Origin of the sequence: Streptomyces monashensis, from assembly GCF_001866665.1 — a bacterium.
Lineage (GTDB): Bacteria > Actinomycetota > Actinomycetes > Streptomycetales > Streptomycetaceae > Streptomyces > Streptomyces monashensis.
This window is the reverse complement of record NZ_MLYO01000012.1, coordinates 21,267-44,411: the sequence shown is the minus strand read 5'-3', so window position 1 is coordinate 44,411 and position 23,145 is coordinate 21,267. Positions and strand designations below refer to the sequence as shown.

The following is a 23,145-nucleotide window of genomic DNA, read 5'->3' as shown; positions in this document are numbered from 1 at the left end:
GGTGCGATGCGCACCGGCCGCCCTTTTCGGTTGCTGCTACTGCTGCGGCGGCTGCTGCTCCTGCGGGGGCTGGGGAGCCTGGGGAGCCTGGGGGTAGCCGTACGCCTGGCCGGGCTGCTGCGGCGGCTGGCCGTACAGCCCCTGGCCGGGGGTCTGCACGGGGGCCTGCGGGTACGGCTGCCCCGGCTGTCCGGGCTGCTGCGGGAACGGCTGACCGGGGGCACCGGCGGGAGCCTGCGGATACGGCTGTCCGGGCATGGGCTGCCCCGGCACGGGCTGTCCGGGCTGTCCCTGCTGGGGCGGGTACGGCTGCCCGGGAGCCTGCGGGTACGGCTGTCCCGGGACCTGCGGGTACGGCTGAGGCTGACCGGGCACGGGCTGTCCGGGCATCGGCTGTCCCGGCATCGGCTGCCCGGGCACGGGCTGTCCCGGCATCGCGTAGCCCGGCATGGGCGGGGCGGCGACCGGCGGCGGGTTGCCGTCGCTGGTCCACAGGCCGTGTGCCTGCTGGTGGCGGGTGAAGTCCTCGGCGATCAGCGCGGCGAGGTTGAAGTACGCCTCGCGCGTCCGCGGCCGCATCATGTCGAGGTCGACCTCGGCACCGGCGGCCAGATGCTCGTCGAAGGGCACGACCACGACACCGCGCGTGCGCGTCTCGAAGTGCGCCACGATGTCCTCGACCTTGATCATCTTGCCGGTCTCGCGGACCCCGGAGATGACCGTGAGGGACCGGGAGACCAGGTCCGCGTACCCGTGCGCGGACAGCCAGTCCAGCGTCGTACTGGCGCTGCTCGCACCGTCCACGGACGGCGTCGAGATGATGATGAGCTGGTCGGCGAGGTCGAGCACACCGCGCATGGCGCTGTAGAGCAGGCCGGTACCGGAGTCCGTCAGGATGATCGGGTACTGGTTGCCGAGCACCTCGATCGCGCGCCGGTAGTCCTCGTCGTTGAACGTGGTCGAGACGGCCGGGTCGACGTCGTTGGCGATGATCTCGAGCCCGGACGGCGCCTGCGACGTGAACCGCCGGATGTCCATGTACGAGTTCAGGTACGGGATCGCCTGGACGAGGTCGCGGATGGTGGCGCCGGTCTCCCGGCGCACGCGGCGGCCGAGCGTACCGGCGTCCGGGTTGGCGTCGATCGCGAGGATCTTGTCCTGCCGCTCGGTGGCGAGGGTGGAGCCGAGCGCGGTCGTCGTGGTCGTCTTGCCGACGCCGCCCTTGAGGCTGATGACCGCGATCCGGTAGCAGGACAGCACCGGCGTGCGGATCAGCTCCAGCTTGCGCTGCCGCTCGGCCTCCTCCTTCTTGCCGCCGAGCTTGAAGCGACTCGACGCCGCGGCGGGCCGCCCGCTCTTCGCCTTCTGCTTCTTGTTGTTGAGCAGCCGGTCCGAGGACAGCTCCACGGCGGCGGTGTAACCGAGCGGCGCGGCACCGGGGTTGGTCATCTGCCGCTGGTCGTGCTGAATGGGCTGCGGCCACGCGGCACCGGTGCGCGGGTCGACGGGCGCCTGCGGGGCGTCTGCCTGCGGCTGCGGGAAGCCGTAACCGCCGGGCGGGGCCGGCGCGGTGGGGCTCTGCGGCTGCTGTTGCTGCGGCTGGGGGGCCTGCGGCGGCTGCGGGAAGCCGTAACCGCCCGGCTGCGCCGGGGAGTTGACGTCGGCCGGAGGGAAGCCGTAACCACCGGGTCCGGCGGCCCCCGCCTGCTGCGGATGAGGCTGGGGCTGCGGCAGGGGTTGCGGCTGGGGTCCCGGCGCGACGGGCTGACCGGGCTGCTGCGGCTGGTTGGGCTGGTTGGCCTGGTTCCAGGCGGCGGGCGCGGGCTGCGGAGCCTGCGGCTGGAACGGCGGCTGCTGACCGGGCAGGGGACCGGGCTGCTGCGGTACGGGCTGCTGCGGCGGTGCCGGCTGACCGGGCTGGCCGGACCAGTGGCCCGCCGGGGCGGGGGCAGCGGGCTGGTAGGAGGGCGGCAGCGGCGGCACCCCGCTCTGCGGCGCGGGCGGCGGCGTCCAACCGGGCTGCGCGTCCTGAGGGGCCGGGGGAGCGACGGGAGGCTGCGGCGGGGCGTCCTGCGGTACGGCGTCCTGCGGGACGGCGGCGGGCGGCACGGCGTCCTGGGGCGCGTCGGCGCGAGCGGCGGGGGAGTCGGCGACGACGGCGGAACCCTCCGCCTGAGACGCGTCGGCCACCTCGCCACCCTCGGCACCGTCCGCGTCCGCGGCCGGAAGACCGGTGCTGGTCGCAGCCTCGCGCTCATCCGCGTCGGTACCCTCCGCGTCTGCGTCGGCGTCCGCGTCCACGTCCGTGGAAGCCTCCTCCGATACGGCGCTCTCGGCAACGGCGTCCCCCTGACCGGCGGCATCGCCCCCGGACTCGGCGGACTCCTGCGACTCCCGGAGCTCCTCGGCCACATGACCCACGGCGCCCTCGCCGGAGTCACCCGACGCCACGACGGCCTCGGGCGCACCCTCGGCACCCTCCGCACCGGCGGTACCCGTGCTCTCGGCGTCGGCCGATTCGGTGCCGGCGGCCTCGGCCTCCTTCTTGACGGCCGCCGCGCGCTCGGCGATCTCCGCCATCTCGCGCTTCAGGGCCACGGCGGAGAACCGCATGGTGGCCCCGCTCTCCAGGTCCCCGTTGTCCGTCTCCGGCGCGGGCGCCTCGGGCTGCACCTGCGGAGCGGCCGACGGCTGCTGCAACTCGAAGTCGTGCGCAGCGGACGGCTGCTGCTGCGGCTCGAACCCCTGCGGCAGCTGAGGCATCGGCACCGGAGGCACGACAGGAGGACCGACCGGCGGCGCGGGCTGCACCGGCGGCGGGAAGCCGTAACCGCCCTGCGCGGGCGGCGGCGGAGGCGGCGGAGCGTACGGGGTGCCCTGCGGGGGCGCGTACGGAGTGCCCTGCGGCGGGGTGCCGACGGGCTGCTGCGGCCCCGGCGCCGCCGGAGCAGCGGACGAACCCGACGCGTTCTGCGTGTACCAGGCGGGCGGCGCGTAGTCGATGGTGAACTCGCCCGTCATCTCGATGGCGGACTCCGCGTCGGTCTGGTCGTCGTCGGGTGTGTCCCAGCCCCCGCGGATCCCGTCCCGATCGCTGTTCACAGTTCCTCCTGGTGTGGTCGAACACCCTCATGCCGTGCTGGGGGCGACCGTTCCTGTCGTACGATTCGCCGGGCTTCCCCCGGGGCCATCGGCCCCTTCTGCCGCGAGGCGTGTACCCCCGCTCGCGGGATTTCGCGACGTGCCCGGACCCAGCCTAATCACCAAAGCGAGGAGGCTGGCAGGCCCGGCCTCTCCTTCGTGCCCGTACGACGCGTCACATCGGGCCCGAGGTCGCCCCGGCGTAGGCGGACGTACACCAAAACGTGACGCGGGCACATCTCGACCAGTCGCCCATAGTGGGTGAATAGGGGCGACATTTAGCGCGGTCCTCTCGCTTCGCTCCATTTCCCTTGAAACCGGGCGAGGTTGGGCGCGTGTCAGTCCATCCGGCGGGCCACGCCCAGCAGGCCGGTCTCGGCGTCGGTCGCGCGCGTCACCACGTACTGCCGGTCCCGCTCCGTGCACCAGAGCGTCACGCCGTCGGGCAGCGTGGGCAGCGTGTCGAGGTCCGGACGCGGGAGCCCCATCACCCGCCCGATCTCGGCCGCCTCGTCCGGCGACACCCGCTGCACGCCCACCAGCCGCGCCTGGCGCATCAAGCGGGGCGCCACCGGGCTCAGATAAGGAAGCAGCGTGAGGACGGACTGCCACGGCGCCGACACCACGCGCCCGCGCGGCGGCCGCATGCCGCAGTCGCGCACCACCAGCACCGGCGTCCCGGCCGAGGCCCCCTGCGGGGGCACCCGGCCGACGTCGTACACCGCCAGGCCGTTCTGCCCGCCGCCCATGGCGTGCACCATGTGCATCCAGGCCTGGGCCCGGCCCGTCTCCACGGCCACCCGCGCACCCGTCGCCGCCGCGCGCAGCGCCATGACCTGCGCGGTCCACAGGCCGCCGATGAGCACGATGTCGTACGGCGTCGGGCGGTTCACCCCGAGCACGGCGGGCTGGCCCTCGGCGTTGACGCCGACCACCACGCCGTCGTCGCCCATCGGCAGGGACAGCGCGTCGGCCTGCTCCACGGACAGGGTGTGCCGCGAGTGACGGGGGCCGAGGAGGCCGAAGCCCGTGCGCAGCCGCTCGCCGAGACCCGGGGCCGAGGACGTCCGGCCCGCCGGCGTGGGCGATGTCGTCATGGTCATCAGCGCGCACCTCCGAGCGGCAGGGTGGCGAGAACGCCGGGGAGCTGTTCACGGTCCAGGCGCGCGAGTCCGGTCCGCTCCCGCCGCGCCGCCTGCTCGAGATCGCGCCGCGCGTCGGTCAGTTCCTGGTTGCTGCGGCCGGTGATCCGCAGATGGCCGGTGATGGACACATCCTGCTGAGCTCCCTTGGCGAGCGTCAGGCTGAAGGTCGTAGCGAGCGCGGGCACCTCGGTCAGCTTCGCCACGAGGTGCGCCAGCGAGCCGGCGGAGCCGCCCAGTTGGGGCCAGCGGCGCACCCAGTACGTCGTGTGCCGGCGGTTGTCGCAGCGCCAGCTGCGGCTGGACTCCTCGGTACGGCGCTGTGGCGCCTCGCCCCGCCCGGCCTGCGCCGTCACCATCGGGTTCGCGCACGCGGAGGTGGCGATGGCCGCCGTCAGCTCCTCCTCGGTGAGCACGTTGGCCCGGAAGCCCGCCCCCGTCAGGCGACTCGCCAGATGCTCGGCGGAGCGGGTCAGACACTTCTGCGCTCCCAGCAGCCCACCGCCACGCGCGGCCACCGCCTCCGGGCACAGCTCGGGGTCGAGCTTGAGCGCGATCCACGTGATGCGCACCGCGGGGGCGCCGGCCTCGGCCTGCAAGGGCGCGTAGTTGCTGACCACGACCGACTGCTGGGGCAGGTGCAGCGCGGGCGCGGGCTGGGTGTGCACGACGATCTGCGCCGACTCCAGCTGGATGCCGTCCACTTCGAGGACGTCCCGGACCAGCGAGACCGGCAGCGGCCTGCGGCTGCGCTCGGCGCGCAGCGCGTCCGCGTCGGACTCCACCTGGAGCACGGCGGTCACGAAGCCGCCGTCGCCCACCATGCCGATGGGCCGCTTGTCGCGGTCGTCGCCGCGGCTGTAGCTGTACGTGCGCAGGCTCGGGTCGCACTCCACGGCGGGCGCGAGACCGGAGTCGGTGCCTGGCGGCAGTGGTGTGCTCGCCGCGCGCCGCGTGCGGGCGCGCAGGGCCAGCAGGGTGCTGAGCCATTCCGGCAGCGAGCGCCCCCGCCGCCGTACGACGGCGAGCACCACGAGCAGCACGGCGAACGGGGCGGCGGCCATCAACGCGACGGTGCTCACGAGCCAGCTGCACACCACGAGCGCGCACGCGATCTCCAGCAGCACCAGCCGCTGGAGCGCGAACGAACCGCCGCGCCCCGAGCGGGACTCCGGATGCGGTGCGAAGGTGCCCTGGTGCGGCCTGCGTGCCTGCTGAGCGGGCGGCTGGGAGGAAGACGCGTCACGGCCGTCCGCCCGGCGGGTGCCGCCCGAGCGGGACCTCGATTGCGATCGCGATCGCGTCCGCGTTGCGGAAGCCATCAGTCCAAAACCCCCGAACTCTCCCGGAAACCCTTGCGCTCCGGTCCCTGCAAGCCGTGTGCACCCTACCCGTGCCACCAGCACGTCCGCGCAACAGGCATAGTAGGGGGCGGGTCTGACAGTTGAGGCACCAGAGGCAACCGAGGCGGGGGACGGATCTTCACAGGTTCCCCACGGCTCCGCAACGGGGAGAGAGCGGACACAGATGGCATCACGGCGGGACGAACTCAACGCCTACACCTTCGCGAAGCGCCGTACGCTCGCGTCATTTCTCCAGCCTTCTCCCACCGGCTCCGAGGAGGGTGCGCCCAAGCCGCTGGGCGCACTGGTGCCCGGTCTCGTCGTCGGCGCCGTCGTCCTCGCGGTGTTCGGGGGCATCGGCATGTTCAGCCCGACCGCGCCCAAGGGCTGGGACACACCGGAGGCGCACGTCATCGTCGCCAGCGAGTCGACCACCCGGTACGTCGTGCTGAAGACGGGCAAGCAGGCCCAGCTCCACCCGGTCCTCAACATGGCGTCGGCCAAGCTCCTGCTGGACCCGAACAGCGGCAGCGTCATCACCGTCGACGAGAAGATCCTCGACAGCGGCACGCCCCCGCACGGCGCGACCATCGGCATCCCCTACGCCCCCGACCGCCTGCCCTCGGCGGACGAGGCGTCGGCCGCCAAGCGCTGGGCAGTCTGCGAGCGCCCCGGCGACGGCGGCCGGGCCATCCAGAAGGCGGCGTTCGTCCTCGCGGAGAAGGAATGGCCCAAGACGGAAGGGTCCGCCAAGCTCACCGGTGGCGACCTGATGTACGTCGTCGGCCCGGACGGCAAGACCCAGTACGTCGTGGACGCCGGGGGCACGGCGTACGAGATCGAGAAGTCGGGGGGCGCGGACAACCGGGAGCTGCTCAGGGCCCTCGACACCCAGGGCCGCGCCCCGCAGCGCGTCTCGCAGGACTGGCTCGACACCCTGCACAAGGGCTCCCCGATCGCGATCCCGTCCATCCAGGGCACGCCGGGCCAGAAGGCGCACGCCTCCAGCCTGTTGGGCGAGTACGACAAGGTCGGCGAGGTCGTGAAGGCGTACGACGGCCAGATGATGCGCTACTACGTCGTACTCCAGGGGAAGGTGGCCGGTATCTCCGAGTTCACGGCCACGCTGCTCCTCAACAGCGGTGCCCTCGGCGGCACCGGCCAGGCCGGCGAGGCACAGCAGGTCGCCCCCGCCTCGGTCGCCGACAGCACGACGTTCTCGGAGCAGCAGAACTGGCCGACGTACAAGCCGCGCATGGTGAACGACGGCTCGCACACCACCAGCGGTCGCAACACGGTCTGCAACGTCCTGAACTCCGTCGGCACCGACGGCAGCACCACCCTGTCGACCTGGGCGGGTACCGACTTCCCCGCCCAACTGCCCACCGGCTCCTCCAGCGCGTACGCCACGCCGGGCTCGGGGCAGCTCTACCGCCAGTTCCAGGGCACGGAGACCTCGGTCGGCGGCGTCTTCCTGGTCACCGACACGGGCCTGCGCTACGCCCTTCAGTCCAACAGTGACAGCGCCACCGACGACAAGGGCATCGGCACCTCCGCCCAGCAGCGCAAGGACGAGCTGAGCGAGGCCAAGATCGCCCAGATCCGGCTCGGCTACGAGAAGGTGACCCCCGCCCCCATCCCCATGGCGTGGTCGACGTTCCTGCCGACGGGCCCGCGCCTGTCCGAGGCGGCGGCACGGCAGCCGCAGGGCTCGTGACGGCGGGGCGGCGGAGGAGAGCGGGACTCATGCTGAAGGCAAGGACGTCGGGCACCGGGAATCCCATGTCGACGGCCGGAGCGACGGTGCCCCGCGCGGTACCGGCTCGTACGGTGGTGGCTCGTACGGCGGTGACGGCGGCAGCGCTGGCGCTCACCGCGACGACCACCGTGATCGTGCTCCCCGCCACCCCGGCCCGGGCGGACGACGGTCAGTGCACGTTTCCGTCGAAGAACTACTCCGGCCGACCGTGGGCACTGCAACGCGTCAACCTGGACGAGCTGTGGGCGGTTTCGACGGGCAAGAACGTTCAGGTGGCCGTGATCGACACCGGGGTGGACGTCAAGAACCCACAGCTCAGCCAGGCCGTGGAGGTGTCCAAGGGCGAGAACCTGCTGAAGGACAAGAACTCCAAGGGCGAGAAGATCGACCGCGGCAACAACTCCGGTACCACGGACACCGTCGGCCACGGCACTCGCGTGGCGGGCATCATCGCGGCCCGCAAGGCATCGGGCACGGGCTTCGTCGGCCTGGCACCGGACGCGAAGATCATCCCGATCAAGCAGAACGACGCGGACGGCGACGGCACGACGGCCACGCTGGCCACGGCGATCACGGACGCGGTCAAAAAGGGCGCGGACGTCATCAACATCTCCCAGGACACGGCCAACGCGGTCGCGGGCGGCCAGACGCTGCTGGACGCCGTGAACTACGCCCTGGCCAACAAGGTCGTCGTCGTGGCCTCGGCCGGCAACGACGGCCTGGGGGGCAACGTCAAGGTGACGTACCCGGCGTCGTACCAGGGCGTCCTGGCGGTGGCGGCATCCGACCGCAACAACGAACGGGCTCCCTTTTCACAGTCGGGAGATTTCGTGGGGGTCGCCGCACCCGGTGTCGACATGATCTCCACCGTTCCCGGCGGCGGCCACTGCTCGGACAACGGCACCAGCTTCTCGGCGCCGTACGTGGCGGGTGTCGCGGCCCTGCTCAAGTCCAAGTACCCGAACTGGTCGGCCCAGCAGGTCGTCGCCCAGATCGAACAGACCGCGGAACGCTCGATCCCGGGGCACGACCGGCTGGTGGGCTGGGGCGTCGTGGACCCGGTGAAGGCGCTGACGGACGTCGACCCGGAGCACCCCGTGGCCTCCCCCTCGCCCGAGGACGGCGTGGTCAGAGGCGAGGCGCCATCCGTCACGCCCCTGCACATCGGCGAGACGGCCCAGGAACGGGACACCCGTATGTCCACCTACGTGGTGGTCGGAAGCCTCGTCATGGTGGCGGGCCTGAGCGGCACGGCCGTCGCGGTCCGCGACGCGCGACGCCGGCGCGGGGGGCGGCTGAAGACCGGCTGACGAACACCCTGGACAAACTGAACGTCCTGCTCCTGATCGGGCTCGCCGTGCTCCTGGCCACGACCTGCGTGAAGGCGGACCGGGTGCCTGCCTGACGCGAGAGCCTCAACCCGGCGGCCTGGAGGTCCCCGGCTCCGTCTTCGAGTTGTCCGTCCTTGCCCCGCCGGTTGGGGTGCAGGGACCGTCGCAGCACCAGCCAGTGCGTGAAGCCATCAGCCGGGCTCTCGTCTTTGACCTGCACAGCGAAGAACGTCCAGTCGTAAAGGCGCTCGCCCTTGGAGCCGTCGCCGGAGGAGCGGCGTTCCCACTGGTCACGGACTTTCGCGTAGTGGAGCAGGTTGTCGGCGCGCTTCACGACTGGCTGGCGCGGCTTGCCCGCAGGTCCGTCGACCGAGAGGTCGGCCGGGACGCCGAACATGTACGGCACCGCGTGGTCGTGGCACCGGGCCCGCAGCTGCGGGTCACTGGCCGTAGCCGGCGTCAGCCAGTACCCAGGAGAACGGCACGTGGGCCGTGTGGGCCCGATCGAGCATCGTGATGGCCAGCTCGGGTTTGGTGGCGAAGGCCATCTGGTCAGGCACCCCGGCTTCATGACACCGCCGGCGATCGTTCGTCCATTCCTCGGGCAGATGCAGACGGCCGTCGATGAAGGCGTGTCCAGCGGCGGTGGCGTAGGTGAGCGTCACCAAGGTCTGGCAGTTGCGGACAATGCCGGTCAACCCACAATGCTGGCCGGCCACCCCGACCGACTTGGTGCCCTTCTCCTGCGCCTGGGTGTCATTGATGACGAATGAGGCGTCCTCGCAGCCCAGATGCGCGATGACGTAATCGCGGGCAGCGTTGGCCTCCCGCACCGATCCGTTGATCAACCGCTGCAACCGGTCCGCAGTCACATGGCTGGCACGCTGCAACAGTGTCCAGCCGGTTCTTCTTCGGCAGCTCTGCCGCAGCCCCTCATTGAACTGCGCAAACACCGCCCGCGGCTCCGGCTGGTTGAACAAGTGCCCCAACGAACCGGTCAGTGAGGACAGTTCGGAATCCCACCGGGCTATCTGCTCAGCCGTCACACCCAGCGTCATGCCCGGTCAACGGCACAACGCAGCTCCGTCACAAGATCTCCGGCTGGCCTGCTTCGGCGGGGCAAAAAGCGCGATTCATGCTCTTTCCGGCGGATTTCCTATCAGTGAGAAAAATGGCACGAATGGACTTGTCTGCATAAAAGGGCGCCATCAACTCGCTTTTTGGTAAACCTTGATGGGGCGTCGCTCTGCCTCGCGCTCCCCTGGTGCTCGACTGCGCGTAAAGTGACAAGGTGCCGTCGGAATTCCGTAATCACACCGACGGCCGGTGTCGATCCCAGGTGCGCATGTCTACTTCATATTCCTCTCCGTTCGATGGTTACGACCGGGATCTGACGCCGCCCGCAGAGCGTCCGAAAGCACCGATCGAACCGGACACGGAGGTACTCGTCCCCGCACACCCTCGGTACGCCGCGGATCCAGGGCGCCGGCCCGAGATCGGTTTCGAACTCCTCCAGGGGGCCGACGGAAACCCGGTGGCGGTGGCGTTCACCAGCCCCGCGAAGCTGGTCGCCGCGCTCGGCGACGCGCAACCGTGGGTGGCGGTGCCCGTCGGCTGGTTCGCCCGGGCGATGCACGACAACGGGCTCGGCCCGGTTCGCGTCGACCCGCAACTCCCGCCCGGCGTACGGGTCTGGAGCGCCGAGGACGTCAGAACCTACACGGAGGCAGTCCAGTGACCGACCTGAAACTCGTGACGTCGGACGTGACAAAAATGGCGTCCACGTTTCACACGGAGGCCAAGTCCTACGCGAAACTCCACACCTCTGTGAGCCCCGCCGTCGCAAAGTCGGGCGATGACGGTCTTGACCACACGATCGGGTCGATGATGGACGCGATCTCGGGTCTGCATGCCAGACTCGCCGGCCGGATCGAGGAGCACGGGGATCTCCTTGACGCCGCGGTCAAGCACTTGACACACCGCGACATCGACGTGCACGGGCTCTTCGAAGACCTGATGGGATAGCGAGACGGGGGACACAAGCTGTGACGGATTCCTGGGTGGGCGGCGACATCGACGGTCTGGCCGCCATGGGCACCGCCCTCACCGGCGCCAAGGAGCACCTGGACGGCATCGTCAAACCGCTCAGCGAGGGAGTCGACAAGCTCGTCAAGGACGCGGGCTGGAAGGGCGAGGCCGCCGATAAGTTCGAGGCTGCTTGGGCCACGGACGCGATGACCGCCGGCGGCTTCGCCGAACTGGTGTACGCGGTGGGCAAGGAGCTCACCGACCTGTCCACCAACCTGTCCTCGGCCAACACGGCACTGCAGAACGCCGCCCATGTCGCCCAGAAGAAGGGCGTGTCCATGGGGCCGAAGGGGGAGCCCATCCCCCTCGCGACGAACAACCCGCCCTCTGAGAAGGAGGAGCAGGCTACAAAGGACAACAACGACTACACCACCCTCTACACGGAACTGATGCACCAGGCCCAGCGTGCCCGGCTCCTCGCCGCCAAGCGCATCGGCCAGCTCTATGCCGAGATCGACCCCAGCGAGCCGATGCAGAAGGGCGACAAGATTGTGGTCGCCGACTACCTGCGCGGCCTGTGGACCGCTGGGGCGGAGGGCGACCGGGCACTCGGCCTGGACATGGCCGACGACATCAAGCACGCCCAGGAGGAGCACGACAAGGCGCTGTCCGCGCTGAAGGACGAGGAGGCCAAGTTCCGGACGGCGGACGCGAACCTCCCCAAGGCGTTCAAGCTGCGCGGGGAGTGGCAGGCCGCCGCCGACCAACTCGACAGCCTGGAAGGGCGGCTGACCGGGCTGGAGAACGGCAGCTCCCATATGCCGTACGACCGGTACCTCAACTACAAGATGGCGGACGTCCTGCGCGGCAGTGAACTCGCCGAGGGCGCTCCACGGTTCCTCAAGGAGATCCCGGTCATCGACGTTGCGGCCACCGTGGCCGTCGGCGGTCTGGAGGCCAAGCAGGACCACGACGAGGGCTGGTCCTGGGGCCACTCGGTGCTCGTCGATGTGGGCGGCGGCGTGGTGGCCTTGGGTGCCGGTGTCGCTCTCGCGGCCTCGATCCCGGTGGACGGGGTGGTCGCCACGGCCGCGGTCGGCGGCGCGGTCGTCGTCGGAGTGGGAACCTTCGCCGACAAGCTGTTCCACGAGCACTGGAGCGAGGACTGGGACGACCACGGCGCGGTCGTGGGCACGCTGTACGGCATCGGCCACTCCGGGGACCAGGCGTTGCGCGCGGGCGAGGGTATGGTGACCGGCACCGGCCACTGGATCGGCGACAAGTCCAAGGCGCTGTGGCACAAGATCTTCTGATGTTGGTGGGGACGACATGAAAAATACGGCGGACGGCGTCCCCGGGGAGCAGGTGGAGCCGGCGACGATTCCGCACCTGGGCACCACCTGGTTCGACCGGGGCGCCGGGTACTGGCTGCGCCGGATCGCACAGGGCTGCTTCCAGTTCGCCCTGCTGCTGTTCGCCGGGCTCGTCACGACCGCCTTCTACGCGGGGTTCTGGAAAGCGGTGGGGGTGCCCCGCTCCGCACGTACCGCGGTGTACGCGGTGACGGCGGTCGCCTGCCTGCTCAGCCTGGTCGCGGGTTTCGTGCGCACCCGGCGCGCACCGGTGGAGATCCCAACCCCCGAACAGGCATGGCGGGAGCACCGTTCCCGGCAGCGCAGGAACGCCGCCTCGGCCGTCGGTGGCCGCTGGACGGTGCTGCTCCTCGCGCCCGTCCTGCCCGCTATCGTCGCCTGGGCGATCGGCACCTGGGCCGCCCCGACGCTCGCACGCCGCACCGCCGCCGAGATCGGCGCCCGCGAGGACTACGAGCGCCGGATGCGCGAGCAGGAGGAGCGGGCCGAGGCCGCCCGACCGCTCCCGCCCCGCAACCGGGCCGAGCGCCGCCACGGACGCCGCTGAACGCGAGCCGGGCTGGTTACCCACCCCGTCCCGTCGCCGCCCAGTACGCCGCGGAGATCCGCTCCCGGACCGCCTCCGACTCTGGGTCCACCACCAGCCGATCCCACCCATCACCGATCCTCAAGATCTTCGGCTGTAGTACTTGGACGTGGGCATGTGAAGCCTGAGTCGAGGTTCGGCAGTCGGTCGGCCGCTGACGTAGCGCCCGGATCTGCCGTGTGTGGAAGTTCTGCAAAGGTTCGAGAGAAGTCACCCTGCCTGGCTGATCGCGTCAGGATTGGCTCACGCCTGAGGTGCGCATGGCTGGTGGCCCACTCATCCTCCGGTCGTGCACGCGTAAATCCGGCAAACCGCTGCGTCCGGCCCAGTGTCGTAACCGAGTCAATACATATGCCGGTTGGACCCGTTGAGCAGGTTGACTACAGTGGTCAGGTGCGTTGAGACGCGGCTTGTGTTGCGGTCGTACGGCGGGTGGATGGTCCGCCTCGATCCGGTCGCGGGTCGATGGTGTACGGGGAAACGGGGAGGAACATGAGCGGGGGCGAGTCGGCGGCGAACCTCAAGGTCAGCGCTGACGCTCTGACGCAGTTCGTCAAGACGGTGGACGGCGTTCTGAAGGATCTTGAGGGGTCGGCCGGCAATCCGACGCGGGTCGGAGACCAGACGATCCGGCACACGTCGCTCCGCAGCGGGTCTGCAGGCTTCCATGAGGCCGATGCTCTGTACGGGACGTTCAATCAAGTCCACCAGGCTCTCACGAACCTGTCCAAGACCCTGCATTTGCAGATTGAGGCGATCGGCATCGCTGTCCAGGGTGCGAACGGCACCTTCAACGACCTCGAGGAAGAGCAGCGTCGCAGATTCTACGAGATCCAGGCGGAGATCAGGCACCTCAATCCGCAGGGCGACAAGAACACTGGCGGTGGCGAGAAGGGAGGGATCTGACGATGACCGACAAGCACAAAGCGGACATGGAACGGGTCTCCGCGGAGAATAAATTCACCGACGTCGCCCGGGGCCTCGGGGATCAGCCCAGCACCGGCGGTCTCTTCTTCAATCCGGTCGAAATCCTTCGCTCCTTTGCCAAGGCCACCCCGTACGGGCAGGCCATGGTCAGGCGTACAGAATTCGACAGATATGACCTCAATGCAATGATCGACCTGGTTGAGCAGACGAACCCGGAGGACCTGGAGTCGTCCGGTCGGGCCCTCTGGGACGCGCGTGATGCCATCAAGACAGCAGCTGACACGCTGAAGGGCAAGTTCGACACGGTTCCCTGGGTCGGCAAGGCAGGCGACGACTTCCGCACATGGGGCGGTCATCTCGTCACCCACGCACATGGGCTCGCTGACTTCGCGGGCGGAGCCGGTGACTCGATCGCCACTGCGGCTGAGGGGCTGGCGTCCGTTCGCAACGCAATGCGGATGCCTCGCGACCCGAGAGCGGTTTCGACGCGGCCCGATACATTCACGACGGCTGAAAAGGTGTCGGACAAAGAGGGCTATGCCACTGCCGTAACGGTGGAGAAGCACCGCCAGGAGGCGGTCAACCAGATGAATCGGTTGGCGTCGTATTACGCGGTGTCGACCCAGTCGCTGCAGGACTTGCACAAGAGTGCGCCTGACTTCGGTAACCTCCCGAACGTCGGGGTGCCCAAGCCCGGCCCCTATGTCGATTCCGCTTCCCAGGGCTCCGCTTCGCACGGTTACCGAGGCGCGGACTCAAGCGTGGTTGGGGGGCATCACACGACGGTGGAGCCGGTGTGTCACGCAGTTGTGCCCGATGTAAACGGCAAGCCGACGCCTGTAAACCACGTCACGGCCCCAGTCAGGCACCCCGAGACGCCGGTCGGTACGCACATCGACACCACCGGCACGCTGCCGCCGCCCACGACTACGACGCCCGGGCCCAGCCACACTCCGCCGGTCACGGGCACTCCTCCCACGACTGGCAGCCAACCCAATGTGTTCGACGGCGGTGGCTTGAGACTGCCCATGCCCAACGCCACCTCGGGCCGGGGCCTGAGCGGCGTCGGCGGGTTCCGTAACTCTCAGACCGCTCAGGGACGTGGGGGTACGTCCGAGTTGACCAATCCGGGCTCCGGGCGCTCCGCAGGGCGAGGGCCCATGGACCAGATGGGCCGCGCCACATCGACTGGCCAGTCCGCTGCCAAGGGCACCGGTTCCGGACCGAGGACGTCCTCTCCCATGGGCCGAGGAGTCACGGGTGGTACGCCGCGCGCCGCAGGTAAGGCAGCATCGCGCGCGACGAACGGGCCCTCCACCGGCGCCGGCCGCACCAACGGCGTCGTCGGGGGGCGGCCCTCCACGACGAATCCGTCGTCGAAGAACGGGTCGCGGATTCCGCGTGGCACGGTCATCGGCGGCGAGGAAGAGGCCAACTCCCGGCCCACGACTGGCCGCCTCGGTCAGCGCGGTGTCTTCGGAACGCCCGAGTCCGAGTCCACGGCGCGGCCCGGCTCGGGTGCGACTGGTTCCAGCGCCCGCGTGGGAGCGTCCGAGGCCGTCACCGGACGGCCGAGCGAACGCATGTCCGCGGCGGGAGCCGAGCGCAACGGCATGACCCGTGGTGGTGCCGGTCTCACACGCGGCGCAGGCCACAACGGACGGCCCGGCGAGCAGCGGAAGACGGACGGGACACCGCGGCCCGACTACCTGGTCGAAGACGAAGAGACGCACCTGCCGAACAACCCCCGGCGCGACGTGCCGCCGGTCATCAACTGAACGCGAGCGAGGGTATTCAACGCCATGAAGTCAGGGATCAGCCGACGAGCCGAGCAGGCTGAGCTCCGCAGGGTGCACCGCGGAAGACGAGTGCGCGCGGTGGGTGCAGTTGTCGGCGCCCTGACCGTTGTGACCGTGGGCTTGGCCCCAGGTGCCACTGCGTCCGACGAGCAGTCGAAGCAGTGGTACCTCGGCCCCATGCAAGCCGAACAGATGTGGAAGGTCAGCACAGGGAAGGGCGTCAAGATCGCGGTCATCGACTCCGGGGTGAACGCGAACACGCCATCGCTCAAGGGGCAAGTCTTGACCGATGAGGTCCCCAAGCGGGTGGCTTACCACGCGACGGACGACTACTTGGGCCACGGCACGACCATGGCCGAGCTGATCGCAGGTACCGGGGCAGGCGGTGGGCTGAAGGGGCTGGCACCAGGCGCGAAAATTGTTCCGTACCGTATCCAGCTCGACGGTCTAAAGGGGGCGAAGGAAAAGTCCCAGACTCCGGAGTTCGATCTGGCGCTCAGAGCCGCTGCGGATACTGACGTAAAGATAATCAACATCTCGCTCGGCGGCCTGATCGGCGATGAGGATGAGGCTGCAGTCAAATACGCGCTCTCGAAGGGCAAGCTGCTGATCGCGTCAGTGGGTAACGACGGCAAGAATGGCCAAGTCGATTATCCTGCGGGGTACCCATACGTTTTCGGTGTTGCATCCGTCGACAAGTCCCTCACGGCGTCGAACTTTTCCTCAAGTGGAGGCTTTGCCGACGTGGCAGCACCTGGTGAGGGGTATCCCGGCTGGTGTGACGGTACATTTCGCTCGTATTGCGACAATCAAAAAGGTACTAGTTCGGCCACCGCCCTCACCTCAGCCGCCGCCGCCCTGATCTGGTCCGCGCACCCCGACTGGACCATCTATCAGGTTGAACGGGCCCTCCTCGACACCGCTGGGCGCACCTGGCCGAAGGACAATCCGAGCAAGTACCTCGGCTACGGAGTCATCCGTCCCCGCGTCGTGCTGGCAGACAAGAATTACGACCCCGGCCCCGCCAATGTCGATCCGCTCCAGAAGCAGGACGGCCACGAGTGGGCAAGCGTGGCCCCCGGCGCCCCTAGAAACTCCACTTCTCCTTCTGCATCAGCCACGTCACAAGCCCAACAAAAGGGTTCCACCGGCTCGACCTCGGCGGCAGGATCGAGCGCAGGGTCGCCAAATGGCGGCAGCAGCAACACCACTTGGATCGCACTGGGCGCCGTCGGTGCGGTCGTCGTGATCGGCGGTGGCGCATGGGTTCTCGCGCGGGCACGACGCACCAGGTGACGTCCTGAGCTGTCGACAGCCGTAGCAGCCCAAGACAGTTCGGACGGAACAAGCACTGCGTGTTCATCGTTGTGGGCCCAGCCAACAGCGGTGAGCCGAAACCAACAGATCAACAACAGACACACGAAAGGCAGGGCCGATCATGGCCGGCGGAAAGCAGAAGCTTCACGATGATCCGGTAGTCCAACTCGAGAAGCAGATGGTGGAGAAGTACGACAACATCCGGAAGAACGTGCACGTTCTTCAGGGCGTCATCGACCACCTCGAGGGCCAGTGGCACGGTATCGGCCGCGCCGCGTTCGACAAGAAGCAGTTCGAGATCAACGAGTCGCTGCAGAACATCGGCAACATCCTCGCTGACGTCATCGAGTCGATGAGCACGGCGCGCAGCATCAAGAACAGCAAGGAAGACGAGGTCCGCGCGTCGGTCCACAAGATCGACCTCCAGGACGGCGCTCCCACTGTTCCGACGTCTGCCCTCAGCCACTACTGAGTCGAGCGAGACAGAGAACATCCGCCGGGAGACCGGCGCACTCAGCACGTACACACAAGCGAGACGAGGTAACAGGCGTGGGCAACAACGCTGATGGGCTGTCTGTCCATTATGACGGGCTCGACATTGCCGCAACCAACATCGGTAACCAGGCGAAGCAGCTCGAGTCGGACCTGGCGGAGCTCCGCGGCCTGGTCGTGAAGAGCCAGCAGTACTGGGAGGGCCAGGCGCAGGGCAGCTTCCACGACAAGCTGCAGCGCTGGGACAAGTCCGCGAACGACATCCACCAGGCCCTGCAGGGCATCGGACACGTCGTCGCCCAGTCCGGCGGTACGTACATGGAAGGCGACAAGAAGGCGGCCAGCTACTTCCAGTAGGACGAGGCTCCCAGAATCAACGTCAGGGTGGGCGCGCGCGGGAGGCGCCCACCCTGCTGTTGTGCCGAGCCATGGAACTCAGCCGGAAGCACGCCTGAGGAACGAAGAGGGAGCATGCGCGTGTCAGGTGCCGGACCGGGTATCCGGGGGACGAAGCAGATCGGCCCGTACACGGTGGTGACCCGGCTCGATGCCGGTGTCCCGGTGCACACGCCGGTCTCCGAGCACCGCTTCATCGCCCGCAGCGCCGACGGTGACCGCACGGTGGTGGTGAGCAGGCCCCTGGCCGGCGTCGACCCGCGGCGCTTTATGGCCGAAGCCGAGGCCTCTCGCTATCTTCTCGGGAGCTGGGTCCTGCCCGCCGTCGAACTCGCCGCCTCCGGCGAACAGCCCTGGCATGCGCGTCCGTATCTGCCCGCGCTGCCACTGCCCGTCGCCCTTACCGTCCACGGAGGCCCGCTGCCCGAGTCGACGGTCAGGGCGCTCGCCGTCGCGCTGGCCGAGAACCTCGCCGTCATTCACGGGCAGAGCCTGACCCATGCCGGACTCTGCCCGTCCGCCGTGCTGATCGCCGCGGACGGTCCCCGGCTCACCTGCTTCGGGGCGGTACGAGCCGCAGCGCCGGACGGCGTCGCGCGTCAGGAGGCGCCCGGGCTCGATCCCGGCAGCCTGCCGCCCGAGCAGGCCGCAGGCGGACAGCCGCGCCCGATGGGTGACGTATATGCACTCGGTGCGACGCTGGCCTACGCCGCCACGGGTTACAGCATGCCGGAACGGGAGGAGCTGCCGACCAGTCTGCGCTCGCTGATCACCCGTTGCCTGTCCCGCGATCCGGCTCATCGGCCCCAACTCATCGAGATCGTCGATGAGTTGGCGGGAAGTCCGGAGTCGGACGCCCCCGCCGGCTTCGCCGCGCCCACACGTGCGGACGCACTGCTCGGCCCCGGCTGGCTCCCCGCCCGGCTCGTCGCCGCCATCGTCCATCAGTCGGCATCCGTGCTGGCCGGGGAGGTGCAGTTCCCGGTGCAGGCACAGGCACCGGTCCATGAGTCCTGGGCGCCCGGCGGAGCGCCGTCCGGGGCACCGGAACCCCGTCGCACTCACTGACCACAAGAATCCCCATGCCGACTCCTCTCACTCACGACGATCCCGTCGCACTCGGCCCGTACCGGCTCATCGCCCGGCTCGGCAGCGGAGGCATGGGTACCGTCTACGTCGCACGGTCCGCCGGCGGACGCACCGTTGCCCTGAAGACCATGCATGCCGCCATCGCCACCGATCCGGCGGCCCGCACCCGCTTCCGACTCGAGGCGGACGCCGCCCGGGTCATCGGCGACCGGTTCGGGGCGCGGGTGATGGACGCGGATCCGCTGGCGGAGACACCTTGGCTGGCCACGGAGTACGTACTCGGGCCCCCGCTCGACGAGGCCGTCGAGGCCGGAGGAACGCTGCCCGAACAGTCCGTACGCGCCTTGGGCGCGGCCCTGTGCTCCGCGCTTGGCCAGCTGCACGGGTCGGACGTCGTGCACCGCGACCTCAAGCCGTCCAACATCCTCCTCACGGCCTACGGGCCCAAGGTCATCGACTTCGGCATCGCACGAGTCATCGGCGACGAGTGGCTGACCCGGGCCGGTGCCGCCGTCGGTACACCGGCCTTCATGTCCCCGGAGCAGGCCACCGGACAGGAGCACGACGCCGCCGGCGACGTGTTCGCGCTGGCCGGCGTGCTGGTGTACGCGGCGACCGGGCGCGGGCCGTTCGGCAACGGGCAGGCGGCGGATCTTCTGTACCGGGTGCGGTATGCGGACGCAGACCTCGCTGGTGTGCCTGTTGCCCTCGCTCCGCTACTGGCCCAGTGCCTGGCCAAGGATCCGGGGCAACGGCCGACCACGGCCCAGCTCGCGGCTCAACTTCACGATGGAACCGGGGAGTTCGCCGAACATCTGCCGCACGAGCTGCTGGCGGAGATCGCGCGCCGGGCGGCCGATGTCTGGCGGCTCGTGCCACAGCGGCTGCCCGCGCCCGCGGCCGGGCCGGAGACCGCGGCGGCCACCGCGGCGGCCGCCCGGCGCCCGTCGCGCCGCAGGTTCCTCGTTGTCGGCGGCGCACTCGCCGCCGGTGCGGCGGCGGGTGGAGGCGCGTGGTGGTGGCAGGGGCGCGCCGACGCGCGGGGCGGTGGGGGTACGACCGAGAAGGGCGGCGCACCCAGGACGCGGAACATCAAGCCGCTGTGGACGTATACGTTCAGCGCCGTGCTCTCGGATGAGATGGGCTCGGTCGTCCCTCAGTCGCTCGGCGGAATCATCGTCGTGGCGGGCGCTGGGGCCGAAGCCGTCAGCGCGACGAACGGGGTCGGCGTGTGGGACGGAAACGGCCGCTCGGAGGAGAGAAGTTGGCAGACGCTCGTGACGGGTGGTCGGCTCTACCGGCTCTGGATCGGCGAGGAGACCGATGACGGGATCGGGTCCGCCGTCAGGCTCCAGATCCTCGATCCGAAGAACGGGAAAACGATCAAGACCCTGGTCCGGTTCGCGGGCACCAATGACGAGCTCCCCACACATCAACTGCTCTGCATCACGGACCGCGTCGCCTATGTCGTCGTGGGCAAGGGGAAGGACGACGGGACCGGCACCTTCTCCGCGGGAGAGACCGACACTCTGAGCGCTGCCGACATCGAGACCGGCAAGCTCCTGTGGTCGAAACCGCTGCCCGTGCGATTCGAGACGAGTTCGAGACTGCACTTCCTCGCCGCGAAGACCGTGGGCAGCCGTCTGGTGACACTCCAGCAGTCGGAGAACGGGACCGTCCACGTCGTCGTGTGGGCCGCCTCGACCGGAGCCGTCGTGTGGAAGCAGCCGTACGACGTCGACGATCCGGACATCCTGAGGTGCGAGATCGCCGCGGACAGCGATCACCTGTATCTCGGCGGCAGCCGACTCTGGGCCCTGCGACTGAGTGACGGGGCAGTGACGTGGAAGACCTCTACGGAGCGTGCGTACGGGCCGCCGGTGCTCAGGGCAGGCATCCTGTACGCCGTGGGTGACAACGCCGGTCTGACGGCGGTTGACGCACGCAGCGGGAAGGCGCTCTGGACCGAGCGAGGCGGGGAGGTGGGCGAGGCGTCCACCAGCGGGCCGCCCATCCTCGGCACCCGTTATGCGTACTACAAGAACGGAAGCCTGTTGCGCGCGGTGAGCCTGTCGGACCACACGACCGCGCTGACCTACCAGACGAGTGGAAAGCAGTTCTATGCGGACTCGGACGCGAAGCTGGTCCTCGCCGTGGACGGCGCGGGCATGACCGCCTATCCCCTCCAGTGAAGTGACCTCGAAGCGGCGAAACACCGGCCGTGCGGAACGGCACACGGCGACGGTTGGCCGCCCGGCCGCTCCCACCCAACCTCTCCCCTGGGCAGAAGGACCCCCATGAAACCCCTCGGTACCGGCGACCCACTGCGCCTCGGGCCCTATCGCGTTCTCGGTGTTCTCGGCGAAGGCGGCATGGGCAAGGTCTACGTCGGCCAGGACGGCGCCAGCAGCCTGGCCGCCGTCAAGGTGCTCAGGCCTGAGCTCGTCCACGACACCAACCTCGCCCAGCGGTTCGTGCGCGAGGCACAGGCCGCCCAGGCGGTGCGGAGCAACGGCATCGCGAATGTGCTCGGATCGTGGACCGAGGGCGGGCGGCCGTGGATCGCCAGCGAGTTCCTGGCGGGGCTCACCCTGGACCAGGCAGTCGACACCTATGGGCCTCTCGACGAGCCGGCTCTGCGTGCCCTTGCCACCGCGCTTGCCCGGACTCTGGCCGACATCCATGCTGCCGGATTCATCCACCGCGACCTGAAGCCGCCCAACATCGTGCTCACCTCGTCCGGGCCGCGCATCATCGACTTCGGCATCGCCCGGCCCGAGCACGGGCTGACCCTGACCACGACCGGGCAGGTGCCTGTCACTCCGGGGTACGGCGCCCCCGAGCAGGTTCTCGGACAGCGTGTGGCCCCGTCGGCGGACGTGTTCTCGCTCGGCGCGGTGCTGGTCTACGCGGCCACCGGCAGACGGGCGTACGAGGGTTCGCATGTCGCGGCCGTGCAGTACGCGGTGGTGCACGAGGAGCCTCGACTCGACGGCATCGATCCGGAGACATGTGCTCTGATCACGCCGTGCCTGGCCAAGGATGCCGCCGCACGTCCCGCCCCGCCCCAGATCGTCCAGGCCATGGCGGTGCCCAAGGGGGCCGACCGGGTGTGGCGGCGCGGACCGGTCGCCGAGGCCATCAGAGAGCGGGAGGCCGGGGCCCGCCGACTGACCGCTCCGGTCACGATCGAGACGGCTCCGTCCGTCACGCGCAGGCGTCTGCTCACAGGGCTCGCCGCCGGAGGCGTGCTCCTGGCGGGCGGGGGTGGCACCGCCGCGTGGTGGTTGGCAACACACGGTGGATCGACGAGGACGCAGAGCGGGCCCTTCGATATTCCTCCGGCAGTGCATGCTCCTGTGCAAAAGCTGGACCCTCGCGGCATCGAGGACCCGATCAACCATGACGTCCAACCGACGCCACTCTGGGAAGTGCACGGGGAGGCGGACGCCTACTCCCAGACGCTGCTGCCGATCGGGGACGTCATTGTCTTCGGAGTCGCGACCGGCGGCATCGCGGGATACGACATCACCGACGGCAAGCGCCGCTGGAGTGCGCCTCACCTCAGAACGAAGAGCGGCTATCTGTCGCTCTCCGACCGGCTGGTCGTCGGCACCGACGACAAGGGCGTCCTTCGGACCTTCGTACCTTCCACGGGCGAACCCAAGTGGACGTGCCTGGCAGCGGATACGGCGGCGCTGCTCGCGGCCGACGATGATGCGGTGTACCTCGTGACGAAGGACCACAGCCTGCGCAGCGTGAGCCGCTCCGACGCCAGAATCCGCTGGACGGCTGTCGTCCCCACAAGGTTCCGCGGGCATTTGCTCGCCCCTGCCGTTGCCGCGCAGGGCAGGCTGGTCATAACGGCCGCGGACGGCACTGTGCTCGTTGTCCACACCAGCGATGGCAGCACGGCATGGACCCGCCTAGACCAGGACGAGGACCGCACGGTCAGCCCCGCCGTCTACGACGACATGGTGTACATCAACGGCAAGTCCATGGACGCCCGTCGGCTCAGCGACGGAACGAGGATCTGGAACACCAAGCTCAATGTCTACGAGGACGATGGGCACAACTATGGCTGGGGCCCTGCCGCGGTCTACGCGGACGCGGTCTACACGAACGTGATTGACGGCACCAGGTGTCTGGACAGGAACAGCGGCAAGGAGCGGTGGGAGGCGTTCCAGAACGCGAATTACGACAGCCCCGTGGTACGGCAGGGCCATGGCGTCTGGACGTTCGGCAGCACCAGCAACGGGTATGGGCACCAGCTGTTGATCAGTGCCGTGCGGGCCTCCGACGGACAGAAGTCACAGAGCTACCAGGTCCCCGCTCCCGACTACGCCCGCCTGGCCGCCGCCGGAAACCGAGTCTTCGTCATGCACGACAGCTCGGTCGTCGCTCTTTCGACGTTCTGAGCGC

At 69.4% G+C, this 23,145-nt stretch carries 18 protein-coding genes; 14 read left to right on the top strand and 4 right to left on the bottom strand.

Features of this window, described 5'->3' with window-relative positions; genetic code table 11:
• Positions 1-36 precede the first annotated feature (36 nt).
• From BIV23_RS04990 to eccE, 3 genes are all read right to left on the bottom strand, one after another.
• Positions 37-3,102 (bottom strand): SCO5717 family growth-regulating ATPase, encoded by a 3,066-nt coding sequence (locus tag BIV23_RS04990; protein WP_071379514.1) that lies wholly within the window; start codon positions 3,100-3,102, stop codon positions 37-39.
• A 377-nt stretch (positions 3,103-3,479) separates the two neighbouring features.
• Positions 3,480-4,244, bottom strand: a complete 765-nt coding sequence (locus tag BIV23_RS04985; protein WP_071379513.1) for a hypothetical protein — start codon at positions 4,242-4,244, stop codon at positions 3,480-3,482.
• The gene (gene eccE, locus BIV23_RS04980; protein ID WP_079172965.1) at positions 4,244-5,605 is read right to left on the bottom strand and encodes a type VII secretion protein EccE; all 1,362 of its coding nucleotides are present in this window, start codon (positions 5,603-5,605) and stop codon (positions 4,244-4,246) included. The genes BIV23_RS04985 and eccE overlap by 1 nt, the downstream gene beginning before the upstream one ends.
• Positions 5,606-5,810: 205 nt before the next feature.
• Here eccE and eccB point away from each other — a divergent pair, with 205 nt between their 5' ends.
• Complete coding sequence (eccB, locus tag BIV23_RS04975; protein WP_071379511.1) at positions 5,811-7,343, top strand: type VII secretion protein EccB; 1,533 nt, start codon at positions 5,811-5,813, stop codon at positions 7,341-7,343.
• Between the two features lie 65 nt (positions 7,344-7,408).
• Positions 7,409-8,695, top strand: coding sequence for a type VII secretion-associated serine protease mycosin (gene mycP, locus BIV23_RS04970; RefSeq protein ID WP_079172964.1), 1,287 nt, complete (start codon positions 7,409-7,411; stop codon positions 8,693-8,695).
• Positions 8,696-9,156: 461 nt separating this feature from the next.
• Here mycP and BIV23_RS04960 read toward each other — a convergent pair whose 3' ends face one another.
• Positions 9,157-9,774, bottom strand: a complete 618-nt coding sequence (locus BIV23_RS04960; protein WP_071379508.1) for an IS701 family transposase — start codon at positions 9,772-9,774, stop codon at positions 9,157-9,159.
• A 287-nt stretch (positions 9,775-10,061) separates the two neighbouring features.
• Between BIV23_RS04960 and BIV23_RS45680 the strand changes: the two genes are divergently transcribed.
• The 12 genes from BIV23_RS45680 (at position 10,062) to BIV23_RS04905 (ending at position 23,141) form a co-directional block, all read left to right on the top strand.
• Positions 10,062-10,454: an SAV_915 family protein gene (locus BIV23_RS45680; protein ID WP_079172963.1), complete on the top strand. Its 393-nt coding sequence runs from the start codon at positions 10,062-10,064 to the stop codon at positions 10,452-10,454.
• Positions 10,451-10,741 carry a DUF6317 family protein gene (locus BIV23_RS04950; protein WP_245790367.1) on the top strand — a complete coding sequence of 97 codons (291 nt, stop codon included), beginning with the start codon at positions 10,451-10,453 and terminating at the stop codon, positions 10,739-10,741. The genes BIV23_RS45680 and BIV23_RS04950 overlap by 4 nt, the downstream gene beginning before the upstream one ends.
• Before the next feature lie 20 nt (positions 10,742-10,761).
• Entirely contained in the window at positions 10,762-12,057 is a 1,296-nt protein-coding gene (locus BIV23_RS04945) for a WXG100 family type VII secretion target (RefSeq protein ID WP_071379507.1), read from the top strand.
• Positions 12,058-12,073: 16 nt separating this feature from the next.
• On the top strand, positions 12,074-12,664 hold the full coding sequence (locus tag BIV23_RS04940; protein WP_143079049.1) for a DUF4175 domain-containing protein: 591 nt from the start codon (positions 12,074-12,076) through the stop codon (positions 12,662-12,664).
• Between the two features lie 531 nt (positions 12,665-13,195).
• Complete coding sequence (locus BIV23_RS04935) at positions 13,196-13,609, top strand: hypothetical protein (RefSeq protein WP_342746347.1); 414 nt, start codon at positions 13,196-13,198, stop codon at positions 13,607-13,609.
• A 2-nt stretch (positions 13,610-13,611) separates the two neighbouring features.
• Positions 13,612-15,408 (top strand): hypothetical protein, encoded by a 1,797-nt coding sequence (locus tag BIV23_RS04930; RefSeq protein WP_071379504.1) that lies wholly within the window; start codon positions 13,612-13,614, stop codon positions 15,406-15,408.
• A gap of 90 nt (positions 15,409-15,498) precedes the next feature.
• Positions 15,499-16,725 (top strand): S8 family serine peptidase, encoded by a 1,227-nt coding sequence (locus BIV23_RS45675; RefSeq protein ID WP_281250100.1) that lies wholly within the window; start codon positions 15,499-15,501, stop codon positions 16,723-16,725.
• A 199-nt stretch (positions 16,726-16,924) separates the two neighbouring features.
• The gene (locus BIV23_RS04925) at positions 16,925-17,218 is read left to right on the top strand and encodes a WXG100 family type VII secretion target (RefSeq protein ID WP_245790365.1); all 294 of its coding nucleotides are present in this window, start codon (positions 16,925-16,927) and stop codon (positions 17,216-17,218) included.
• 77 nt (positions 17,219-17,295) lie between these two features.
• Positions 17,296-17,595 (top strand): WXG100 family type VII secretion target, encoded by a 300-nt coding sequence (locus tag BIV23_RS04920; RefSeq protein ID WP_071379502.1) that lies wholly within the window; start codon positions 17,296-17,298, stop codon positions 17,593-17,595.
• A gap of 114 nt (positions 17,596-17,709) precedes the next feature.
• On the top strand, positions 17,710-18,702 hold the full coding sequence (locus BIV23_RS04915; RefSeq protein WP_071379501.1) for a serine/threonine-protein kinase: 993 nt from the start codon (positions 17,710-17,712) through the stop codon (positions 18,700-18,702).
• Between the two features lie 14 nt (positions 18,703-18,716).
• The gene (locus BIV23_RS04910; RefSeq protein ID WP_079172960.1) at positions 18,717-20,915 is read left to right on the top strand and encodes a protein kinase domain-containing protein; all 2,199 of its coding nucleotides are present in this window, start codon (positions 18,717-18,719) and stop codon (positions 20,913-20,915) included.
• Between the two features lie 105 nt (positions 20,916-21,020).
• A complete protein-coding gene (locus tag BIV23_RS04905) occupies positions 21,021-23,141 on the top strand; it encodes a serine/threonine-protein kinase (RefSeq protein ID WP_071379500.1) in 2,121 nt (706 codons plus the stop codon).
• Positions 23,142-23,145: the final 4 nt, after the last annotated feature.